Source organism: Kangiella sediminilitoris (assembly GCF_001708405.1).
Classification (GTDB): Bacteria; Pseudomonadota; Gammaproteobacteria; order Enterobacterales; family Kangiellaceae; genus Kangiella; species Kangiella sediminilitoris.
This window is the reverse complement of the sequence record NZ_CP012418.1, coordinates 1,414,181-1,434,014: the sequence shown is the minus strand read 5'-3', so window position 1 is coordinate 1,434,014 and position 19,834 is coordinate 1,414,181. Positions and strand designations below refer to the sequence as shown.

Genomic DNA, 19,834 nt, shown 5'->3' with positions numbered 1-19,834 from the left:
TAAGCACAAAAAAAGCCCGCTCTATGCGGGTTTTTTTTGTGTCTGAATTTTGGGAGGTTACTTTTTAGAGTAGTCCTGAAAGTTTATTATGGTATTACCAGCCTTAGCTTTTTGCTTGACCTGAGCAAAGTACTTTTCCTCAATTTGCTCTATGGTAATAGGCGGATCAAAATAAAACCCCTGGAAGAGTGAGCACCGCTCTTTACGAAGATAGTCGAGCTGCTCTTTGGTTTCCACGCCCTCTGCAATAACCTCTAAGCCCAAATCATGGCTCATGCCAATTACCGTACGGATAATCGTTTCGCTATCAGGATCTCCAGGAATATCTTTTATAAAAGAGCGGTCAATTTTCAATTTATCCAGAGGCAGCTTTTTTAAGTAGGTAAGAGATGAATACCCTGTGCCAAAGTCATCAATAGACAGTCTGACACCTAACTTCTTCAGCTCTTGTAGTACATCAATAGAAATTCGTGCTTCGTGTAGAAGTACTGTTTCTGTAACTTCAAGTTCCAATAGGCTCGGAGGAATTTTAGTTTTATCGAGCAGTTTTTTGATGTAGCTGACAAGGTCTGAATGTCGAATTTGAACAGCAGAAAGGTTTACCGTAATGAAGGGTGAGGCACCATACTGTTGCAACCAATATTTAATTTGGTAACACACCTTTTTTAAAACCCACTCACCGATTGGAATGATTAGATGGTTTTCTTCGGCTATAGGAATGAATTCAGCAGGAGAAATAATACCTTCTGAAGGGTGATTCCAGCGCAGCAGAGCCTCTACGCCAATGAATTCATCATTATCACTAGTAATCTGAGGCTGGAACCTTAATAGTAATCGCGACTCGACCAGCGCTTTTCTAAGCTCTCTTTCTAGCATATGGTTTCGTACGACTACTTTTTCCATTTCGCGTTTAAAGACCGCATACCGGTTTCGCCCCATAGATTTAGCATAATACATGGCAGTATCTGCTCTCTGTATAATCGACTCTTCGGTATTGGCATCTCTAGGATAGATTACTATCCCTATGCTTGCAGTTGAGAATAGCTTTTGTCCGTCAACCTGGTACTCCTGGGCCAATGCAAAATTTATTTTTTCTGCTATTAAACAAGCATCCCTTTCAGCTTGCTCTGCATCACGGTCTAGTTGGCTAAGTTGAATTATAAATTCGTCACCACCAAGCCGAGCGACAGTATCACCCTCGCGGACAATACCTTTCAGCCTCTTGGCGACTTCTTGGAGGAGATTATCCCCAGCCATATGACCGAGTGAATCATTAATATTCTTGAAGTAATCCAGGTCGATGAAGAGGACTGCTCCATTCTGTTCATACCGTTGCGTCAAGGCTAGAGACTGGTGAATCCTATCATTTAATAGAAGACGGTTTGGAAGTTGGGTCAAAGAGTCATGCTGAGCCATGTGCTGAATTTGTTTTTCATACTCTTTCGCTTCTGTGATATCAACACCAACTGTTACTACTGAAGGGATTCTGCTATACCGGGTAACAAAAGGAACCTTTGAAATCTTAAGTGTGATTTTTTGTCCTTCAACGTTATGAGTAGCCACTTCTCTTTGTATAGCATGGGCGTCACGCCTTAATAATAGCTGCTCGTCTTCAAATAGATTCTTGGCTTTGGGTACTTGTGAGATTAGATCCTTCTGTTTGTAACCCTCAATGTCGGACATATTGATACCGAAAAAGTTTGCTGCGTATCTGTTGGCTAATATCAGCTTGCCATTGGCATTACTGGCGAAAATCATATGTGGAACTAAGTTAATGATTTGCCTGATTTGATCACTTTGGTCCTCTAAATCCTGTGTTTGAACTTTTACCTGCTTTCTTAACAAATATACGATCAGTGCTGCTAATAGCAGTAACCCCAGAATAATCAGCAAAGTATAGAGAATCCAGGGAGGAAGCGGTTCCTCATGAGTTATTTCTCTTAGATACTTATCCTTTAATTGGTAATAGATAGAATTCTCATCAAAACGCCAGAGTCGGGTATATCGGTCGATAGTTTTAAGTAATTGGGGATTAGCATTTTTAGCGGTTGCAAATAGTACCTTTCGTGGCTCGAAAACGATAGGAGTTTTACGTATGAGCTCATTATCATAGCCATAGCTGACTAAGTTACTGGTGACGACCCCTGCAACTGACCTTTTACTCAGTAATTCAAAAGCTTCTCGGTAGGTTGAAACCTCAATGAAATTACACTCAATATTAAAAAGCTCACATAAGTTAGCAATCTTTATACCGTAGACTTCGTTTTTTATGATGCCGATGGTTCTGCCTTCCAGACCAAATATATTTTCTGGCATGGGTTCTTTGAAATGAGTATATACCTGGCCCCAACCAGTTAGGATACCTTCTTCGTTGTAGTCCAGCAGTTCAGCCCGGGTTTCTGAGTAGGCTATGAAAGGAATTAGATCAATGTCGTTGTTTAGTGTTCTTGGTATGGCTTCCGGCCAATCAAGGTGAACCCATTGAATTTCCCAGCCTTCTTTTTTCGCCATCTCTTCCAGAAGCTCAACCATAAAACCTCTGCGCTGGTTATCTTCTGTGAGTTCCATGATTGGGGGGGCGTTAAACATAGCAACTCTCAAAGAACTTTTACGTTCTTTGGGCTCTTCGCTAGCCAAAACATCAGGTGTCAATAACCCACAACCTAGAACTGTGGCTAAAAACACTAGGGTTTTTATATAGGTTTTATACAATGGTCCGCCCCTCACTATTACTTTACCATAGTATTTTTAAGGGGTTTTGGCAATATTATTGATAAGCTTAGGTTATGGTTCCCTTATCATTGCTGATAACCACTTTCAAGCATCTGTTCGGGATTGAACGAAGCCAAAAGGATAGCAGTTCCTTCGATGGGCAGGGATTATTATAGCCTTGATTATAGTAGCTGCATTTAGGCTCCGCTATAAGGTGAATATATTGTCTTGGCTCCGATAAAAGCTATCGAAGAAGTTATGATTTGGGGATAAGAGCCTTGCAGATAGGAGCTGTCAGTATTGATTTGAGGCTGGTTAATTTGTTTAGAATTAATACATAAAAAAAGAGCAGCCTAAAGCTGCTCCTTTTTTAATAAACAATCAATAATTTATCTTACAACATCCATTTCTTCTATTAAGTTACGAGCTCCATCTACATGCTCCATCACCCACAGCATATAAGCACTGCTTACATGAATCGAGCGGTTCAGGTCAGGGTTGTAGTCCCAGTCTCCAATTATCGATTCATAGACGCCATCAAATAAAAGGCCAACAAATTGCGCTTCTGCATTCATTGTAGGTGAGCCAGAGTTACCGCCGGTAGTATCAACCGTTGATAAAAAGTTTACCTGGACGCTATTTAGAGCTGGATCTTCGTAGTCCCCATACTTCTTATCTTTTATCAGGTCGAGCTGTTCTAGTGGTGAATTAAAAGGTGCCTCACCAGTATGCTTAGCTGCAAGGCCTTCAAGAGTGGTAAAAGGTGTAGCGAACATGCCATCTTCTGGTGAATATCCTTTAACGTTGCCATAGGTTACTCGAAGTGTGCTGTTAGCATCAGCGTAAACCGGCATGTTCTTAGACTTATAGAAGTCAATAATTGCTGCCATGTATTGGGGGCGTAACTTCTTAAATTTACCTGATTGCTCTTTATCATCCAGTTCTTTCTGGTGTTTTTCATCATAAACCGCTACTGCCAACTGAATGAAAGGGTCTTGTGATTGCTTGAAATCATCAACAGAGCGACCAATCCAGTTCAAGCGAGCCTGCTCATCAGTCAGTTTTGTTTCAGCAAACATCCAGTCAACCCTGGCATTAAATTTATCGACATTAAAGGTGGAATCAATACCCATAAACGTATCATAACTTTGCATACGGTCTTCGGTCGGAAGCCCTGCATATTCTGCGACAAAATGCTTATACAGTGCTTTTTCAACCGTTGCATCCCAGCGTCGATTCATCCGCTTTAAGCCTTCTTTGATGCGAGTAATATCTCTTTCCTGATAGCCTGGCTCGCGTTCCGCATCGGGTTTTTCACTTTCAATAGCTAGGCGGTAAAGTCTAGATGCGGTAGCTGTCAGGGTGTCACGGTTCATACCCCATTTCTTCATCTCAACAGCCTGGTCTTTAAGGTTTTCTTTAATTAAGGCATCAAGTTCAGCTAAGGCGTCGCCATGCTTTTCATTCATTTCTGGATTGTCCGACAACCACGCTTCAAGTTCTGCTTCCAGTTGCTGCCTACGCTCCAGTAAATCACCTTTACCATAGCTCTCAATCATGCTTCCCCAGTTCTTCTCTGCATTATTTAAACCTGCAAGCGTACTCGCATATTTAACTCTGGCATCGCTTCCTTCCGGTGCATTTTCCTCAATAATAGAGATGTATTTATGTAAAACATTACGGAAAGTAGGGTAGCGCCATTCAAACTGATTTTTCACTTCAGCACTAGTACGGTAGCGGTTGGTTCTCCCAGGATAGCCGGTCACCATGACAAAGTCTCCCTTTGACACGCCATTAGCATTTACTTTCAGGTAATGCTCAGGCTCATATGGGACATTGTCTTCAGAGAAGTCAGCAGGCATTCCATCTTTACCGACATAAGCTCGGTAGAAAGAGAAATCACCGGTATGACGTGGCCACATCCAATTATCAATATCTCCACCATATTTGCCAATGTGAGAAGAGGGAGCATAGACAAGTCGAACGTCACGTATTTCCATTTGTTTAATCAGGAAATACTCAAGTCCCCCATGGAAAGAGTAAACGTTACAGCGAAAACCATCTTCAGCTTCACATCCAGCGACTAGTGACTTTTCTTTCTTCTCAACTGCTTTATAACGCTCCATGCCTGACATTTCGCTGGTGAGACCGTCATTAATGGCATCTGTTACGTTCGTTAATTCAGTGGTGACATATACGCGTGAGCCTGGTGCTGCGGGGAGTTCCTCTTCAAAACTATCAGCTAGGAATCCCTTTTCAAGCAAGTTATTCTCGGCAGTAGAATTGAACTGAATGCTGCCGTAAGCACAGTGGTGGTTTGTTGCTACTAACCCCTTTGGAGATAGGAAGGAAGCCGTACAGCCCCCTAAACTGATAACGGCACCCATCGGAAATTCTGTCAGCTTGCTTAAGTTATCTGGATCAATCTCTAGACCTGCGTCCTCTAATTGGTCTTCTATTTCTGGAAGCTGGCTTGGTTGCCACATACCTTCATTTGCCATTAGTGGAGAAGCTGTTGTGGCTATTGATAAGGCCCCAGCTAAAAATATATTTTTCATGGAAGTCCCCTGAAATGTTATTGCATGCTCATGTAAAAATTTTTTTCAGCAGACAATATAAAGGGATAGGCTACAATTTCTAGTACAGGAGGGTAGTAAAGTGTAAATAAGTGTTGCAGCTAAGGAGTTTTGTTTTGGAGAGCTAAAAAAGCTCTGCTACAAGCTTGCAACAGAGCCTTTAAATGCTTAAATGAATTATACGTTCATTTCTGGGACGTTGTCCGGTACCACTAGATTTGCTTCAGTTTTCTCTTTTATTTCTTCAACAGAAACACCCGGAGCTCTTTCGATAAGATGGAATGCACCGTCTTTGATTTCCATCAAAGCTAACTCGGTGATAACACGTTTAATACACTGAGCACCGGTAAGTGGTAACGTACATTTTTTGAGTATCTTTGACTGGCCGTGCTTGTTAGCATGAGTCATTGTAACGATAATATTTTCAGCACCAGCGACCAAGTCCATAGCGCCACCCATACCTTTAACTAATTTTCCAGGTATCATCCAGGAAGCAATATTACCTTCCTGATCAACTTCGAAAGCACCTAATACCGTAAGGTCAACATGACCTCCCCGGATCATCGCGAAGCTTTCTGCTGAAGAGAAAAATGCTGCACCAGTAGCAGCCGTCACTGTTTGTTTACCCGCATTGATTAAGTCAGGGTCAATAGTTTCTTCAGTTGGAAATTCTCCCATTCCAAGCAAACCATTCTCCGACTGCATCATTACCTCGACGCCCTTGGGAACATAGTTTGCCACTAGGGTAGGGATACCAATACCCAGGTTAACATAGAAACCATCTTCTAGTTCTTGCGCCACTCGCATGGCGATTTGTTCACGTGATAGTGCCATGATTGCGCTCCTTATGATTGCTTAATGGTTCGTTGTTCAATACGTTTTTCAAATTTCTCGCCTTTGATAACGCGCTGGACATAGATACCCGGTGTATGGATAAAGTTTGGATCCAGCTCACCAGGTTCTACAATTTCTTCGACTTCCGCTACGGTAATCTTACCTGCCGTTGCCATCATAGGGTTGAAATTCATGGCTGTTTTATTAAAGATCAAGTTACCCATGGTATCTGCCTTCCATGCCTTAACCAGTGCAAAGTCAGCAGTTAACGAAGGCTCAAGAACATAGTCTCGGCCATCAATATTACGGGTCTCTTTTCCTTCTGCTACCTTGGTACCGAAACCTGTGGCTGTAAAGAAAGCAGGAATACCAGCACCACCCGCACGTATCTTTTCTGCGAGTGTACCTTGAGGTGTTAAAATTACTTCCATTTCCCCGGAAAGCAATAACTTCTCGAAGAGTTCATTTTCACCCACATAAGAGCCAATCATTGTACTGATTTGACGCTTTTCTAACCATTTGCCTAGACCAAATCCATCAACACCTGCGTTATTGGAAATAGCTGTAAGGCCTTTGTTGCCCATATTATAAACTTGTTCGATAAGGCCTTCGGGAATCCCGCAAAGACCGAAACCGCCGACCATGACGGTCATATCATCTTTGAAGCCTTCGAGTGCTTCTTCGTAACTATTTACGACTTTATTAAAACCTGACATTTTAATTCCTCGTCATATTTTAAGAGTATTTGTTTGACGCGATTGGTAAAAACTTCGCTATTGTCTTTTTGCAAGTACAGCATTCGCAACACGCGATACTGGTTTGCGTCCTAAATGATCGGAAATGTAAACTCCCGCATCAATTAATTTATCTAAGTCGATACCTGTCTTAATACCTAAACCATTAAGCATGTATACGACATCTTCCGTTGCTACGTTACCAGTGGCTCCTGGCGCATAAGGACAGCCACCTAATCCTGCTACGGAACTATCAATAGTTGAAACCCCAAGCTCTAAGCAAGCATATAGATTTGCCAGCGCTTGTCCATAGGTATCATGGAAATGGCAGGCAAGCTTGTCTACGGGTACAACCTTAGAAACTGCTTCTATCATTGCCTTGGCTTTAGCCGGTGTACCAACACCAATAGTGTCACCTAAGGAAATTTCATAACAACCGAGTTCGTATAAATCTTTAGCAACTTTTGCTACCTGTCCAGGAGCAATGTCACCGTCAAAAGGGCAACCAAGAACACATGACACATAACCCCTAACTTTGATGTCATGTTTCTTTGCCGCTTCAACCACAGGCTTGAAGCGCTCTATTGATTCAGCAATAGAGCAATTGATATTTTTCTGAGAAAAACCTTCAGAAGCCGCCGCAAATACAGCTACCTCTTCAGCATGACCTGCTAACGCGCCTTCAAAACCTTTAAGGTTTGGAGTTAAAACTGGGAAAGTGACATCTGGATTGGCCTCTTTGATAGGCTTAATGGCTTGCATCATATCGTGATGATCAGCCATTTGAGGAACCCATTTAGGAGAAACAAATGCAGTTGCTTCAATATCTTTTTCGCCAGCTATAATTAAACGTTTGATCAGTTCAACTTTAACTTCGGTCGGTACTGGTTGCTTTTCATTCTGCAGTCCGTCACGAGGGCCCATCTCAACGATGCGGACCTCGTTTGGTAAATGTTCAATATGATCGTCTACTAGAACCATTATTGTCTCCGGTATTAGTCTTCACCAGCGTCGAGGATTAACAATTCAGCACCATCATTCACCAGATCGCCAGCTCCGTATAGTACTTCTGCAACGGTGCCTGCGGTTGGGGCATTGATCGTATGCTCCATCTTCATGGCTTCAAGAATGATCAGTGGTTGTCCGGCTTCCACTGTATCGCCTTCAGAAACTTTTACTTCAATGACAGTACCCGGCATAGGTGCTGTTAAACTACCACCAGCTTCTTCCGATTCACCGGCCTGTCCGCGTTCAACTTTCTCCAAAATCTGGTAGTTTCCATTAACAAAGACATGCAGGTTTTTGTCGTCATCGACGACAGTTGCATTAAACCGTTTTCCAGCAGCATCGAGACGTAAGTTATTACCATTTAACTCAGCGGTATGAATCTTTAATTCCTTCTCAGGTAATTCAAGTAGGTATTCATCACCTCTGAAGTGTGTCGTAACGACTACGTCATTTGGGATACTGTCAACATAATCCAAATACTCGAAAGCATGGTGATTATCTGTATTGAGTCGCCATCCGCTCACTTGATTCCAAGGTGAGTAAGGGTCTGCACTTTTAAGGGCTGATTCTTTTGCTGTTTGTTGACGTTGAACTAACTGATATACGGTTGCAGCCACGAGGGCATCTTCATCGGCTGGAGCATCTTCTAAGATTAACTCATCTTTGAAGCGCTCAATAAAGTTAGTGTCGAGGTCACAGTCTTCAAAAGCTTGGTTGCTTGCTAAGGCTGATAGAAATTCAACATTGGTTGTTAAACCTACTACTTGATACTGAGCAAGCGCGCCACGTAAACGAGCCAGTGCTGCATTACGATCATGATCCCAGACAATAAGTTTAGCGATCATTGGGTCATAATGGACTGAAACGGTATCACCTTGGCGAACACCTGTATCAATTCGGATATGTTCACTTTCTTCAGGTGTGTTTAAATGCAAAAGAGAACCTGTTGCAGGGAGGAAGTCCTGTCTAGGGTCTTCTGCGTAGATACGGACTTCAAAAGCATGGCCATTGATACTTAGGTTTTCTTGCTCTTCAGGTAACTCCTGACCGGAAGCTACTTTTAGCTGCCATTCGACCAGATCCTGTCCCGTGATTTTTTCAGTTACCGGATGTTCTACCTGAAGACGTGTATTCATTTCCATGAAATAAAATGACCCATCTTCATCGTAGAGGAACTCAACGGTTCCAGCTCCTACGTAGCCAATCGCTTTCGCTGCCCGAATTGCAACTTCACCCATTTGTTGACGGTTATCTTCTGACATTCCCGGAGCAGGGGCCTCTTCGATAACTTTCTGGTGACGACGTTGAACAGAGCAGTCACGTTCGAATAAGTGGACTGCATTGCCATGTTTGTCAGCGAATACCTGAATCTCCACATGGCGTGGCTTGGTTATATACTTCTCAACCAGTACTTTATCATCACCAAAAGATGCTGCTGACTCTCGTTTACATGATGCTAAACTCGATTCAAACTCCTCAGCTTTCCATACGATCCGCATACCCTTACCACCACCGCCAGCAGTAGCTTTAATAATTACTGGGTAGCCAATATCATCAGCCTGTGATTTTAAAAAGTCAGGATCCTGATTTTCGCCGTGATAACCCTTCACCAAAGGTACGCCAGCTTCTTCCATAATTTCTTTGGCCGCAGATTTAGAGCCCATGGCAATTATCGCGCCTTCTGGTGGACCTATAAATTCAATATTATTATCGGCGCAAGTTTTTGCAAAGTCAGCATTTTCTGAAAGAAAACCGTAACCGGGATGTATAGCTTGCGCGCCAGTATCCTTTGCAGCTTTAATGATTAGGTCTGTCTTTAAGTATGAATCTTTTGCTGGGGCTGGCCCAAGATATATTGCCTCATCTGCCATAGCCACATGACGAGCATTTTTATCTGCTTCAGAATATACGGCAACTGTACGAATGCCGAGTTTTTGCGCGGTCTGAATCACACGACAGGCGATTTCACCACGGTTTGCAATTAATATTTTTGTAAACATAAATGCTTCCTTAACTGTCGCTGTTTTCAGTGTCGCCTGAACCGACTGACCAATCAGCAGGGCGCTTTTCTAGAAATGCATTAAGACCTTCTTTGCCTTGCTCGCTGGCACGAATATCAGCGATACGCTTAGCTGTTTCGTCCAATACATTCTGGTCTATTGCTTTGCCAGCAACAGCTTTTATCAAATCTTTTGCTGCACGCACGGCTTGTGGACCATTGGCTAGTAAGCCGGTTATCATTTCATCAGCCTTGCTATGTAGTTCATCTTCTTTAACTACCTCGTGAACCAAGCCAAACTCTTTTGCCTGGGGAGCTTTAAATCGCTCAGCAGATAAAAAATAGCGTTGTGCCTGGCGCTCTCCAATTGCCTTAACCACATATGGGCTAATCACAGCTGGAATAAGACCCAATTTTACTTCGGATAGGCAAAAGCTTGCACGCTCTGATGCGATGACGATATCACAACAGGCGACCAATCCAACCCCGCCGCCAAATGCTGCGCCTTGAACTACCGCAACGGTCGGCTTTTTAAGGGTGTAAATCGTATGCATTAGAGCGGCCAGACCTTGGGAGTCTTTATAATTCTCTTCCCAGGTATAGTCAGCCATGCGACGCATCCAGTTTAGGTCTGCGCCTGCCGAAAAACTTTTTCCCTCAGCCTGCAGAACAACTATTTCAACACTTGGGTTTGCTTCCAGCCGGCGAAATGCTTGTGTTAAATCTTCTATCAATTGATCATCAAAAGCATTGTGTATTTCACCACGAGTCAGCGTGATTCTACCTACGCCCCGACCTTCGGACCCCAGCTCTTTAGTATCAATTGAAATGTTAAGTGCTTCACTCATGTTCATCACCTTACATTCTAAAGACGCCGAATTTTGTTTCTTCGGCTTCTTTGTTCATTGCAGTCGATAAGCCCAGGCCTAAAACCATACGAGTGTCCGCAGGATCGATAATACCGTCATCCCATAGTCGTGCACTTGAATAGTAAGGGTGGCCTTGTTTTTCGTATTGGTCTTCAATCGGTTTCTTAAAGGCTTTTTCTTCTTCTTCCGACCACATTTTTTCGCCACGACGTTCGAAGTTGTCACGTTTGATCTGAGCCAGAACATTTGCAGCCTGTTCGCCTCCCATTACAGAAATACGAGCATTTGGCCACATCCATAAGAACTTAGGACTATAAGCTCGACCACACATACCGTAGTTGCCAGCTCCGAAGCTGCCTCCAACGATAACGGTGAACTTTGGAACCTTTGCGCAGGCTACTGCTGTAACCATTTTGGCACCGTGTTTAGCAATACCTTCGTTTTCGTATTTTTTACCCACCATAAAGCCAGTAATGTTTTGAAGGAAAACCAATGGAATGCCTCTCTGTGAACAGAGTTCAATGAAGTGTGCACCTTTCTGTGCTGATTCAGAGAATAGAATTCCGTTGTTAGCCACAATACCAACAGGATAACCATGAATGCGGGCGAAGCCACAGATCAGGGTTGTGCCATACATTGCTTTGAACTCATCAAGTTCTGAGCCATCAACGATCCGAGCAATGATTTCTCTGATGTCGAACGGTTTACGTGGATCTTTATTAATGACACCATACAGTTCATCAGCAGGGTAGAGAGGTTCTACTGGCTTCTTGACCGTAACAAATGGTTCCTTCTTACGGTTCAGGTTAGAAACTACCTGTCTTGCCAATTTCAATGCATGCTCATCATTAACCGCATAGTGATCCGTTACGCCAGATGTTTTACAGTGAACGTCGGCACCGCCCAATTCTTCACTTGATACAACTTCACCGGTAGCTGCTTTAACTAGTGGTGGGCCACCAAGGAAAATGGTGCCTTGCTCCTTAACGATAATTGACTCGTCAGCCATTGCAGGTACATAAGCGCCGCCAGCCGTACATGAGCCCATGACCACGGCAATCTGAGGAATGCCTTTAGCTGACATGTTAGCCTGATTATAAAAAATACGACCAAAATGGTCTTTGTCAGGGAAGACTTCATCCTGTTGTGGCAGGTTTGCACCGCCTGAATCAACCAGGTAAATACATGGAAGGTTATTTTCTTCGGCAATTTCCTGAGCTCGTAAATGTTTTTTTACCGTTTCGGGAAAATAAGTACCACCCTTAACTGTAGCGTCATTCGCTACGATCATGCATTCGACACCTGATACACGTCCTATACCAGCTATCAAGCCAGCAGCGGGAACCTTGTTATCGTACATGTCCCATGCCGCCATCTGTGAGATCTCCAGGAATGGAGAGCCTACATCTAAAAGCTTGCGTACACGGTCTCGCGGTAACAGTTTGCCACGTGACAGATGTTTTTCCTGATATTTTGGTCCACCACCCTGGGTGATGTATTCCATTTTATCGCGTAGGTCATCCACTAAAGCGCTCATTGCTTCAGAGTTTTCAATGAATGACGCACTTCGCGAATTTATTGAAGATTTAATTACTGGCATTTTGAATCCTTAGTATGAAATCTTATTAGCCATAGTTTCCAAAGCACGATTTTATTCAGAGCCAATCGCTCGTGCGATAACCATTTTCTGTACTTCGCTGGTGCCTTCATAAATTTGTGCGATACGAACATCGCGGTATATTCTTTCGACAGGGTAGTCCTTGAGGTAACCATAGCCGCCAAGGACTTGAATCGCATCAGAGCATATTTTTTCTGCTATTTCAGACGCGAACAATTTCGCCATACAGGCTTCTTTTAAGCAAGGCTTTCCCGCATCGCGTAATTGAGCTGCGTTAAGAACCATGTTACGTGCGGCATCAACCTGGGTCGCCATATCAGCTAACTTAAACTGTACCGCCTGATGCTTGAAAATAGGCTTACCAAAAGAAGTACGGTCTTTGGCATATTGGAGTGCATATTCATATGCTGCTCGTGCCATACCTACAGCCTGGGCGGCAATTCCTATACGACCACCTTCAAGACCTGAGAGAGCAATCTTGTAACCTTCGCCTTCTTTACCCAGCAGGTTTTCAGCAGGTATTTTACAGTCCTCAAAAACGATTTGAGCTGTATCAGAAGCGTTTTGACCCATCTTATCTTCTACGTTAGCAACAATATAGCCAGGAGTATCGGTAGGTACCACGAAAGCGCTGATACCTTTCTTGCCTGCACTTGGGTCGGTTACTGCAAATACGATAGCGATATCACCATTTTTCCCAGATGTTATAAATTGCTTAACGCCATTCAGGATATAATGATCGCCATCTTTGACTGCTTTGGTTTTTAGATCGGCCGCATCTGAGCCAGCATGAGGCTCAGTTAGGCAAAAAGCGCCTAGCTTTTGGCCGGAAGCCAGAGGTTTAAGAAACTTCTCTTTTTGCTCATCGGTGCCAAAATTTAAGATCGGCATACAGCCAACTGAATTGGTGACTGAAATAACTGTTGAACAGGCTCCGTCGCCAGCAGCAATTTCTTCCAGTACCAGTGCCGCTGCAGTGTAACCAATCTCACTGCCGCCCCATTGTTCGGGAACCAGCATACCGTAGAAGCCTAGCTCGCCAAGGCCCTGCAGGGCCTCGGCTGGAAAGGTTTTATTCTTGTCCCATTCTTCAGAAAAAGGAGCAATATGTTCACGGACATAGCCTCGAGCCATGTCCTGAATCATTGTTTGTTCTTCAGTAAGAATCATAAATAGTTCTTCCTAAAATGAGTTTTCGCGAAGCTTGCTAAACTTTATAGCAGTTCAACTGCTAAAGCTGTCGCTTCACCACCACCGATACAAAGGGATGCAATACCTTTAGACTTGCCGTATTTACGCAGTGCTTCCAATAATGTCACAACAATACGAGTACCTGAGCAGCCAATTGGGTGGCCAAGCGCACAGGCACCACCGTGAACATTGACCTTCGCATGGTCTAGCTCAAGATCTTTCATCGCTGCCATTGTCACTACGGCAAATGCTTCATTGATTTCAAACAGATCAACGTCATCTTTTGTCCATCCAGCTGAATCCAATACTTTTTCAATTGCGCCAACTGGAGCAATTGTAAACTCAGCAGGAGTTCTGGCGTTTGTCGAATGCGCATGAATCTTTGCAAGAGGTTTTAGACCACGCTTCTCGGCTTCTGATTGACGCATCATAACAACAGCTGCTGCTCCATCAGAAATAGAACTCGCATTTGCAGCAGTTACGGTACCGTCCTTTTTAAAAGCAGGGCGCAATGCTGGAATCTTGTCTGGGCGAGCTTTCAGTGGTTGTTCATCAGTATCAACAACCGTATCCCCTTTACGTGATTTAACAGTGACGGGTGTGATTTCATTTTTAAATGAGCCATCTTCAATTGCCTTGTTGGCACGGGCAAGGGATTCAATAGCAAAGTTATCCTGGTCTTCACGTGTGAAACCATACTTTTCTACTGTCTGCTCAGCGTAAACACCCATTGCCTGACCTTCGTAAGCATCTTCAAGACCATCAAAAGCCATATGGTCGAGTGTTTTCCCATGACCGAAACGTTGACCATAACGACCAGTTGGTAGTAGATACGGCGCTAAACTCATGCTTTCCATACCACCTGCAACCATGACGTCATTAGTACCAGCTTTAAGCAGGTCGTGAGCTAGCATGATCGTTTTCATGCCGGAACCACATACTTTATTAACAGTAGTAGCGCCAGTTGATTTTGGTATGCCAGCACCTAAAGACGCTTGACGAGCCGGGGCCTGGCCAACACCTGCTGGTAGCACACAACCCATGATCACTTCTTGAATGTCTTCTGGTTTTAAAGTGGCTCGCTCAACCGCTGCTGCAATTGCATTGGCGCCAAGCTCCGTTGATTTTACTGTTGATAATGAGCCACCAAAGCCGCCCATAGGGGTTCGTGCTGCTGAAACAATTACGATTGGGTCTGACATAATATTTTTTCCTTCCTGAAGTGACTATGCTGGCTGACGATTCGGTAGAGCGTTCGCAAATCTGCTTATGTACTTATTGTGCACTGGCAATTGCGATATCGATACTTTGTCTAGTCTGCAGCTTCACTTCTTTTCAATGTGAATGTAAATTGTGTGCCCGAGATTGAATTGTTCCCGGGTACAACCATGATTCTCTTGTACCGCCAAAGGTACTGAGTAAAAAAATTAAGCGGTTTCGTTAAACAACTCGCGACCAATTAGCATACGGCGAATTTCCGAAGTGCCGGCACCAATTTCATATAGTTTGGCGTCACGCAGCAATCGGCCCGTTGGGTATTCATTGATGTAACCGTTTCCGCCCAGTGCCTGAATTGCATCCAGAGCAAGCTTAGTCGCATTTTCAGCAGCATAAAGAATCGCCGCTGCAGCGTCTTTTCGAGTTGTTTCACCACGGTCACATGCTTTACCTACGGCGTAAACGTAAGAGCGACTGGCGTTCATAATAGTGTACATATCAGCAACCTTACCCTGCATTAATTGGAAAGTACCAATTGGTTTTCCAAATTGTTTACGCTCATGCATGTAAGGTAATACCACATCCATACAGGCTCTCATGATACCTAAAGGACCCGCTGCTAATACTGCACGCTCGTAGTCCAGGCCACTCATTAGAATCTTAACACCTTCGTTAACTTCACCCATGACGTTTTCGACAGGTACTTCACAGTCTTCGAAAACTAATTCACAAGTGTTGGAGCCACGCATGCCCAGCTTGTCCAGCTTTTGTGCCGTGCGGAAGCCTTTCATACCTTTTTCTATAATAAAAGCTGTAATCCCTTTTGAATGCGCTTCCATATCGGTTTTAGCGTAAACCACCAAAACATCAGCTTCTGGACCATTGGTAATCCACATTTTATTACCGTTTAGAACGTAGTGGTCACCTTTAAGTTCAGCTTTTAATTTCATTCCAACTACATCAGAACCTGCTCCTGGCTCTGACATCGCCAAGGCGCCAACATGCTCACCGGAGCAAAGTTTCGGAAGGTACTTTTTCTTCTGTTCTTCAGAAGCGTTACGACGAATCTGATTAACACACAAGTTTGAATGGGCACCGTAGCTTAGGCCGATTGATGCGCTGGCACGGCTAATTTCTTCCATTGCAACGATATGTTCAAGATAACCCATCCCAGAACCACCGTATTCTTCCTCGACAGTGATACCTAGCAGGCCTAAATCACCTAGTTTTTTCCACATTTCGTGTGGGAAAAGGTTTTCTTCATCTGTTTTTTCAGCGATTGGAGCAATTTCTTTCTGCGCAAAATTACTGACCATCTCACGGATCATGTCCGCAGTTTCACCTAAATCGAAGTTGAGTGATGGATACATTTGGATTCCTCTGTTAAATCTCTAGAATAACTATCTATTTGCAATAAGTTTGGCCTCAAGAACATCGAATTCTTTCAGCAGGTATTTAATATCTCTTAACTGTTGGTTCAGTGAATCACGACGAGAACTAATCAGTTCCAGTAATCGTTCGGTCTGTTTCTGCTCACCTTCCATACCATAAAGATCAATAATCTCTTTTATCTCAGCTAAGGAGAAGCCTAAGCGCTTACCCCTCAAAATCAGTTGCAAGCGAACTCGGTCACGGTTGTTGTAGATACGATGAACACCGCGCCGGGACGGGGTTATAAGATTTTCATCCTCGTAGTGGCGAATCGATCGGGAGGTTATCCCGAACTCCTTTGCCAGATCGCTAATGCTGTATTCTGTTTTTTCCTCATTCATGAGCGTGATTCTCTATAAAATAACCCGAATATTTTACCTTACCTTTACGCAAACGTAAACTTTGGCTGTGGAATTCGATCTGTTCGGTAGGTGACGAAGGTTTTCTAACTGATTGATTCGTAATGCATGATTGAGTTTTTGTGCTGTAATTCAGTAAGTTACTGAATAAATTTTACAATAAACATGAACAATTAAGGGCAAGCTTTTCATGTTTAATTTTTATCGGTTTTCTGTGAACTTTTACTCGCATAGTACCCTCAAATCGGTGTAAAGTGAGTGATAGTTGAGCATATATCAGGTATGGAGCAACATAAGTTGACACAACCACAGCTAAAGACAAAATCAAGCTAAGAGCCGATGACTCGTATGAGTTCTCGGCTTTTTTTATGTTCAACGATTACTGATGCTTAAAACATAAAAAATACCAGAGCACATTGTTTTAAATACACTAAGATGTAAAAGGGTATATATTCATGAAAAGACAGAAACGAGATAAGTTACAAAGAGCTCATGCAAAAGGCTTTCACGCAGCAATGCAGGGACAATCTAAAGAAGTGTGTCCCCATGAAGACGTAAATGCTAAAGAAGAGTGGCTAGGTGGGTGGAGAGAAGGGCGAGAAGCTTTTACCCAGAATGGGTTAAAACATTATCTCTAAACAATAGTATTATATGAAAAGCCCAGCCTTGCTGGGCTTTTTTACGCCTTGCCGTGTTGAATTCAGCCACTTGAGTTAATATAATTGCCCGAACTTGGATAATAAAAAATACAAAAGGAGTCTGATGAACGTTGTAATAAAAATAGCTTACCTGTTTATTCTATTAAGTATATCAATCCTATCCTATGCAAGCTTTGACGATGCCGTAGCTTATTATGAAGAAGGGAAAATCAAAAAAGCTTTCAATGAGTTTAAATCTATGGCTGAAATTGGTCATAAGGCATCTCAATTTAATCTTGGTATCTTGCATCTTGAGGGTTCGGGCACTGAAAAGAATCTGGTTAAAGCATATGGCTGGATTAAGTTATCTGATCATGGGGCGGATAATGAAACTGAACTTCTACAAGAAATAAGTCAACGTCTTTCTGAAAATAAGAAACAAAAAGCCGATTTGTTCTATAGTGAGCTATTCAAAAAATTTAGCACGGAAGCCTTAAAGGTTGCGCTTGAACCTTTATATAAACCTGTGAATTTAAACTCAGAGCAGTATGATTCCCCGAGAATTAAGCCTATAAAGCAAGAGCCTGCGTTTTACCCCCGAGAGGCTCAACTAAGAGGTCTTGAAGGGTGGGTTACCTTGTCTTTTTTCCTCAACAAGGGTGGCACTCCCAGCGACATATCAGTTGATGAGTCGTTTCCCGGTAAAACATTTGTTAGGACCAGCTTGGCTGCGGTTGAAGACTGGCGATTTGAAGTCCCCGATAATCATAATGTAAAAGAGCGGTATAGATATAGGTTAGAATTTAAGCTAAGGGGTGGAGCTGGATATAAAAGTGCTTTGAGTCGGCTTAAGGAAAAAGCGGAAGCAGGTGACGCTAAATCACAATATCTTTACGCCAAGTATGGGAGTGAGTTAATAGATAATGATGAGTTTAATCCAACGGTCTGGTTTTACAGGGCCGCAGAACAAGGGGTTGCTAACGCACAATATGAGTTGGCACAAAATCTTTTAGAGGGTAAGGGATGTGTTGAGGATAAGGAAAAAGCCATTGCATGGTTGATAAAGTCTGCTTCGGCAGATTTAGGGCGCTCTCATTTTAAATTAGCCAAACTTTTTTTTGATTTAGGTAATAAAGAGCGCGCATATTTTTGGTTAGATAAAGCTGTTAAATCAAGTGATTCAAAAATTGCCTTTGAACTAGCTAAATATATCGATGATCTAGACATGGAGCGCTATCCGCTTAAGGTTGTTCACCAGTTATTACAACAATCTGAAGATAACACTACGGTAAGTCCCATAAGGTTCTACGAATATCTAGCGGAGGTTTCAGCTAGACTGGATGACTATGACTCAGCCTCCAAATATCAGTTTAAGGCCAACATGGCTATGAAAAGGGTGGGGAATGTACCTTTTGAGATGATAAATCAGTTAGATAAATATCAGGAGCTACGAGACAAAAACTCCCAATTCTAGTCTTTAATCAAGTGGCGTATCCGCCACTTTTTTATCAAGGTTTAACTTGTCTTTTATTTGGTAGTAGTTAAACTATGCGCACTTTATACTTATGATCCCGTAAGGTCAGAGTTACCATGCGTCTTCAAGATTTCTTTTTTAATCTACCCGACGAGCTGATTGCTCGTTATCCAACGGAACAGAGAACGGCCAGCAGATTACTTTGCCTGGACGGTGAACAAGGTGATATCCAGCATAACAAGTTCTTCCAACTGATTGATTTCCTTGAACCCAACGATCTTCTTGTCTTTAACAATACGAGAGTATTGCCAGCGCGCCTGTTTGGCAGAAAAGCCAGCGGCGGACAGGTAGAAATATTGATAGAGCGAGTTGAGTCAGATAGAGAAGCAATTGCTCATGTACGCGCCAATCGAAGCCCTAAACCCGGTGCAACTCTAGTGCTTGAAGATGGAACAGAGCTTGAAGTTCTGAATAAAGACAACGCACTGTATCAACTGAAACTGCTTACTAATGACTGGAATTCCGTTATGCAGGCGGTGGGTCATATGCCTCTACCGCCGTACATAGACAGAGAAGACGAATTATCCGATAAAGAGCGTTATCAGACAGTATACAGTGAAGTGGAAGGCGCAGTAGCCGCCCCTACAGCCGGTTTACACTTTGATGATGAGCTTTTAAAAAGGATTACCGATAAAGGTGTTGAAACAGCTTTTGTGACTCTTCATGTTGGAGCCGGTACCTTCTCACCGGTCCGAGTGGACAATATTCTAGAACATAAGATGCACTCTGAATGGTATGAAGTGAGCCAAAACGTCTGCGACAAAGTTATAAAAGCCAGAGAAAATGGTGGACGTGTCATTGCGGTAGGAACAACTTCCGTCCGTTGTTTAGAGTCCGCATCATCTGATAATGGTATTCAACCGGGCTCGGGCGAAACTGACATTTTCATTTATCCCGGTTATGACTTTAAATCGGTTGATGCGCTGATTACTAATTTTCATTTGCCGGAGTCCACTCTTATGATGCTGGTGAGTGCATTTGCCAGTAAGCAGCATATATTCAATGCTTATGACGAAGCGGTAAAAGAGCAGTATCGCTTCTTTAGCTACGGTGATTCCATGTTTATTACTCGTCCTTTTAAGGGTGAGCATCCTGAGATCAAGGCAGGTTAGG

At 43.1% G+C, this 19,834-nt stretch carries 15 protein-coding genes; 3 read left to right on the top strand and 12 right to left on the bottom strand.

The window, feature by feature from the left end; translation table 11 throughout:
* Window positions 1-57: 57 nt before the first annotated feature.
* From KS2013_RS06590 to KS2013_RS06535, 12 genes are all read right to left on the bottom strand, one after another.
* Window positions 58-2,685 carry an EAL domain-containing protein gene (locus tag KS2013_RS06590; protein WP_228703637.1) on the bottom strand — a complete coding sequence of 876 codons (2,628 nt, stop codon included), beginning with the start codon at window positions 2,683-2,685 and terminating at the stop codon, window positions 58-60.
* 416 nt (window positions 2,686-3,101) lie between these two features.
* Entirely contained in the window at window positions 3,102-5,270 is a 2,169-nt protein-coding gene (locus tag KS2013_RS06585; protein WP_068991416.1) for a S46 family peptidase, read from the bottom strand.
* Between the two features lie 195 nt (window positions 5,271-5,465).
* Window positions 5,466-6,122, bottom strand: coding sequence for a CoA transferase subunit B (locus KS2013_RS06580; protein WP_068991413.1), 657 nt, complete (start codon window positions 6,120-6,122; stop codon window positions 5,466-5,468).
* Window positions 6,123-6,133: 11 nt separating this feature from the next.
* Window positions 6,134-6,838 (bottom strand): CoA transferase subunit A, encoded by a 705-nt coding sequence (locus tag KS2013_RS06575; RefSeq protein WP_068991412.1) that lies wholly within the window; start codon window positions 6,836-6,838, stop codon window positions 6,134-6,136.
* Between the two features lie 57 nt (window positions 6,839-6,895).
* Complete coding sequence (locus tag KS2013_RS06570; RefSeq protein ID WP_068991409.1) at window positions 6,896-7,837, bottom strand: hydroxymethylglutaryl-CoA lyase; 942 nt, start codon at window positions 7,835-7,837, stop codon at window positions 6,896-6,898.
* Window positions 7,838-7,851: 14 nt separating this feature from the next.
* On the bottom strand, window positions 7,852-9,864 hold the full coding sequence (locus KS2013_RS06565) for an acetyl/propionyl/methylcrotonyl-CoA carboxylase subunit alpha (protein WP_068991406.1): 2,013 nt from the start codon (window positions 9,862-9,864) through the stop codon (window positions 7,852-7,854).
* Between the two features lie 10 nt (window positions 9,865-9,874).
* Window positions 9,875-10,711, bottom strand: coding sequence for an enoyl-CoA hydratase/isomerase family protein (locus KS2013_RS06560; protein ID WP_068991402.1), 837 nt, complete (start codon window positions 10,709-10,711; stop codon window positions 9,875-9,877).
* A gap of 10 nt (window positions 10,712-10,721) precedes the next feature.
* Window positions 10,722-12,332 (bottom strand): carboxyl transferase domain-containing protein, encoded by a 1,611-nt coding sequence (locus KS2013_RS06555; protein ID WP_068991398.1) that lies wholly within the window; start codon window positions 12,330-12,332, stop codon window positions 10,722-10,724.
* A 51-nt stretch (window positions 12,333-12,383) separates the two neighbouring features.
* A complete protein-coding gene (locus KS2013_RS06550; protein ID WP_068991395.1) occupies window positions 12,384-13,520 on the bottom strand; it encodes an acyl-CoA dehydrogenase family protein in 1,137 nt (378 codons plus the stop codon).
* Between the two features lie 44 nt (window positions 13,521-13,564).
* A complete protein-coding gene (locus tag KS2013_RS06545) occupies window positions 13,565-14,743 on the bottom strand; it encodes an acetyl-CoA C-acyltransferase (RefSeq protein ID WP_068991391.1) in 1,179 nt (392 codons plus the stop codon).
* A 225-nt stretch (window positions 14,744-14,968) separates the two neighbouring features.
* Window positions 14,969-16,129 carry an isovaleryl-CoA dehydrogenase gene (locus KS2013_RS06540; RefSeq protein WP_068991388.1) on the bottom strand — a complete coding sequence of 387 codons (1,161 nt, stop codon included), beginning with the start codon at window positions 16,127-16,129 and terminating at the stop codon, window positions 14,969-14,971.
* Window positions 16,130-16,159: 30 nt separating this feature from the next.
* Complete coding sequence (locus KS2013_RS06535) at window positions 16,160-16,531, bottom strand: MerR family transcriptional regulator (RefSeq protein WP_068991386.1); 372 nt, start codon at window positions 16,529-16,531, stop codon at window positions 16,160-16,162.
* 473 nt (window positions 16,532-17,004) lie between these two features.
* Between KS2013_RS06535 and rmf the strand changes: the two genes are divergently transcribed.
* The 3 genes from rmf to queA all read left to right on the top strand — a co-directional run bounded on the left by rmf (window position 17,005) and on the right by queA (window position 19,833).
* The gene (gene rmf, locus KS2013_RS06530) at window positions 17,005-17,187 is read left to right on the top strand and encodes a ribosome modulation factor (RefSeq protein WP_068991383.1); all 183 of its coding nucleotides are present in this window, start codon (window positions 17,005-17,007) and stop codon (window positions 17,185-17,187) included.
* Window positions 17,188-17,311: 124 nt separating this feature from the next.
* Window positions 17,312-18,661 carry a TonB family protein gene (locus KS2013_RS06525; protein ID WP_068991380.1) on the top strand — a complete coding sequence of 450 codons (1,350 nt, stop codon included), beginning with the start codon at window positions 17,312-17,314 and terminating at the stop codon, window positions 18,659-18,661.
* 116 nt (window positions 18,662-18,777) lie between these two features.
* Entirely contained in the window at window positions 18,778-19,833 is a 1,056-nt protein-coding gene (gene queA / locus KS2013_RS06520) for a tRNA preQ1(34) S-adenosylmethionine ribosyltransferase-isomerase QueA (protein ID WP_068991377.1), read from the top strand.
* The last annotated feature ends 1 nt before the right edge of the window (window position 19,834 follow it).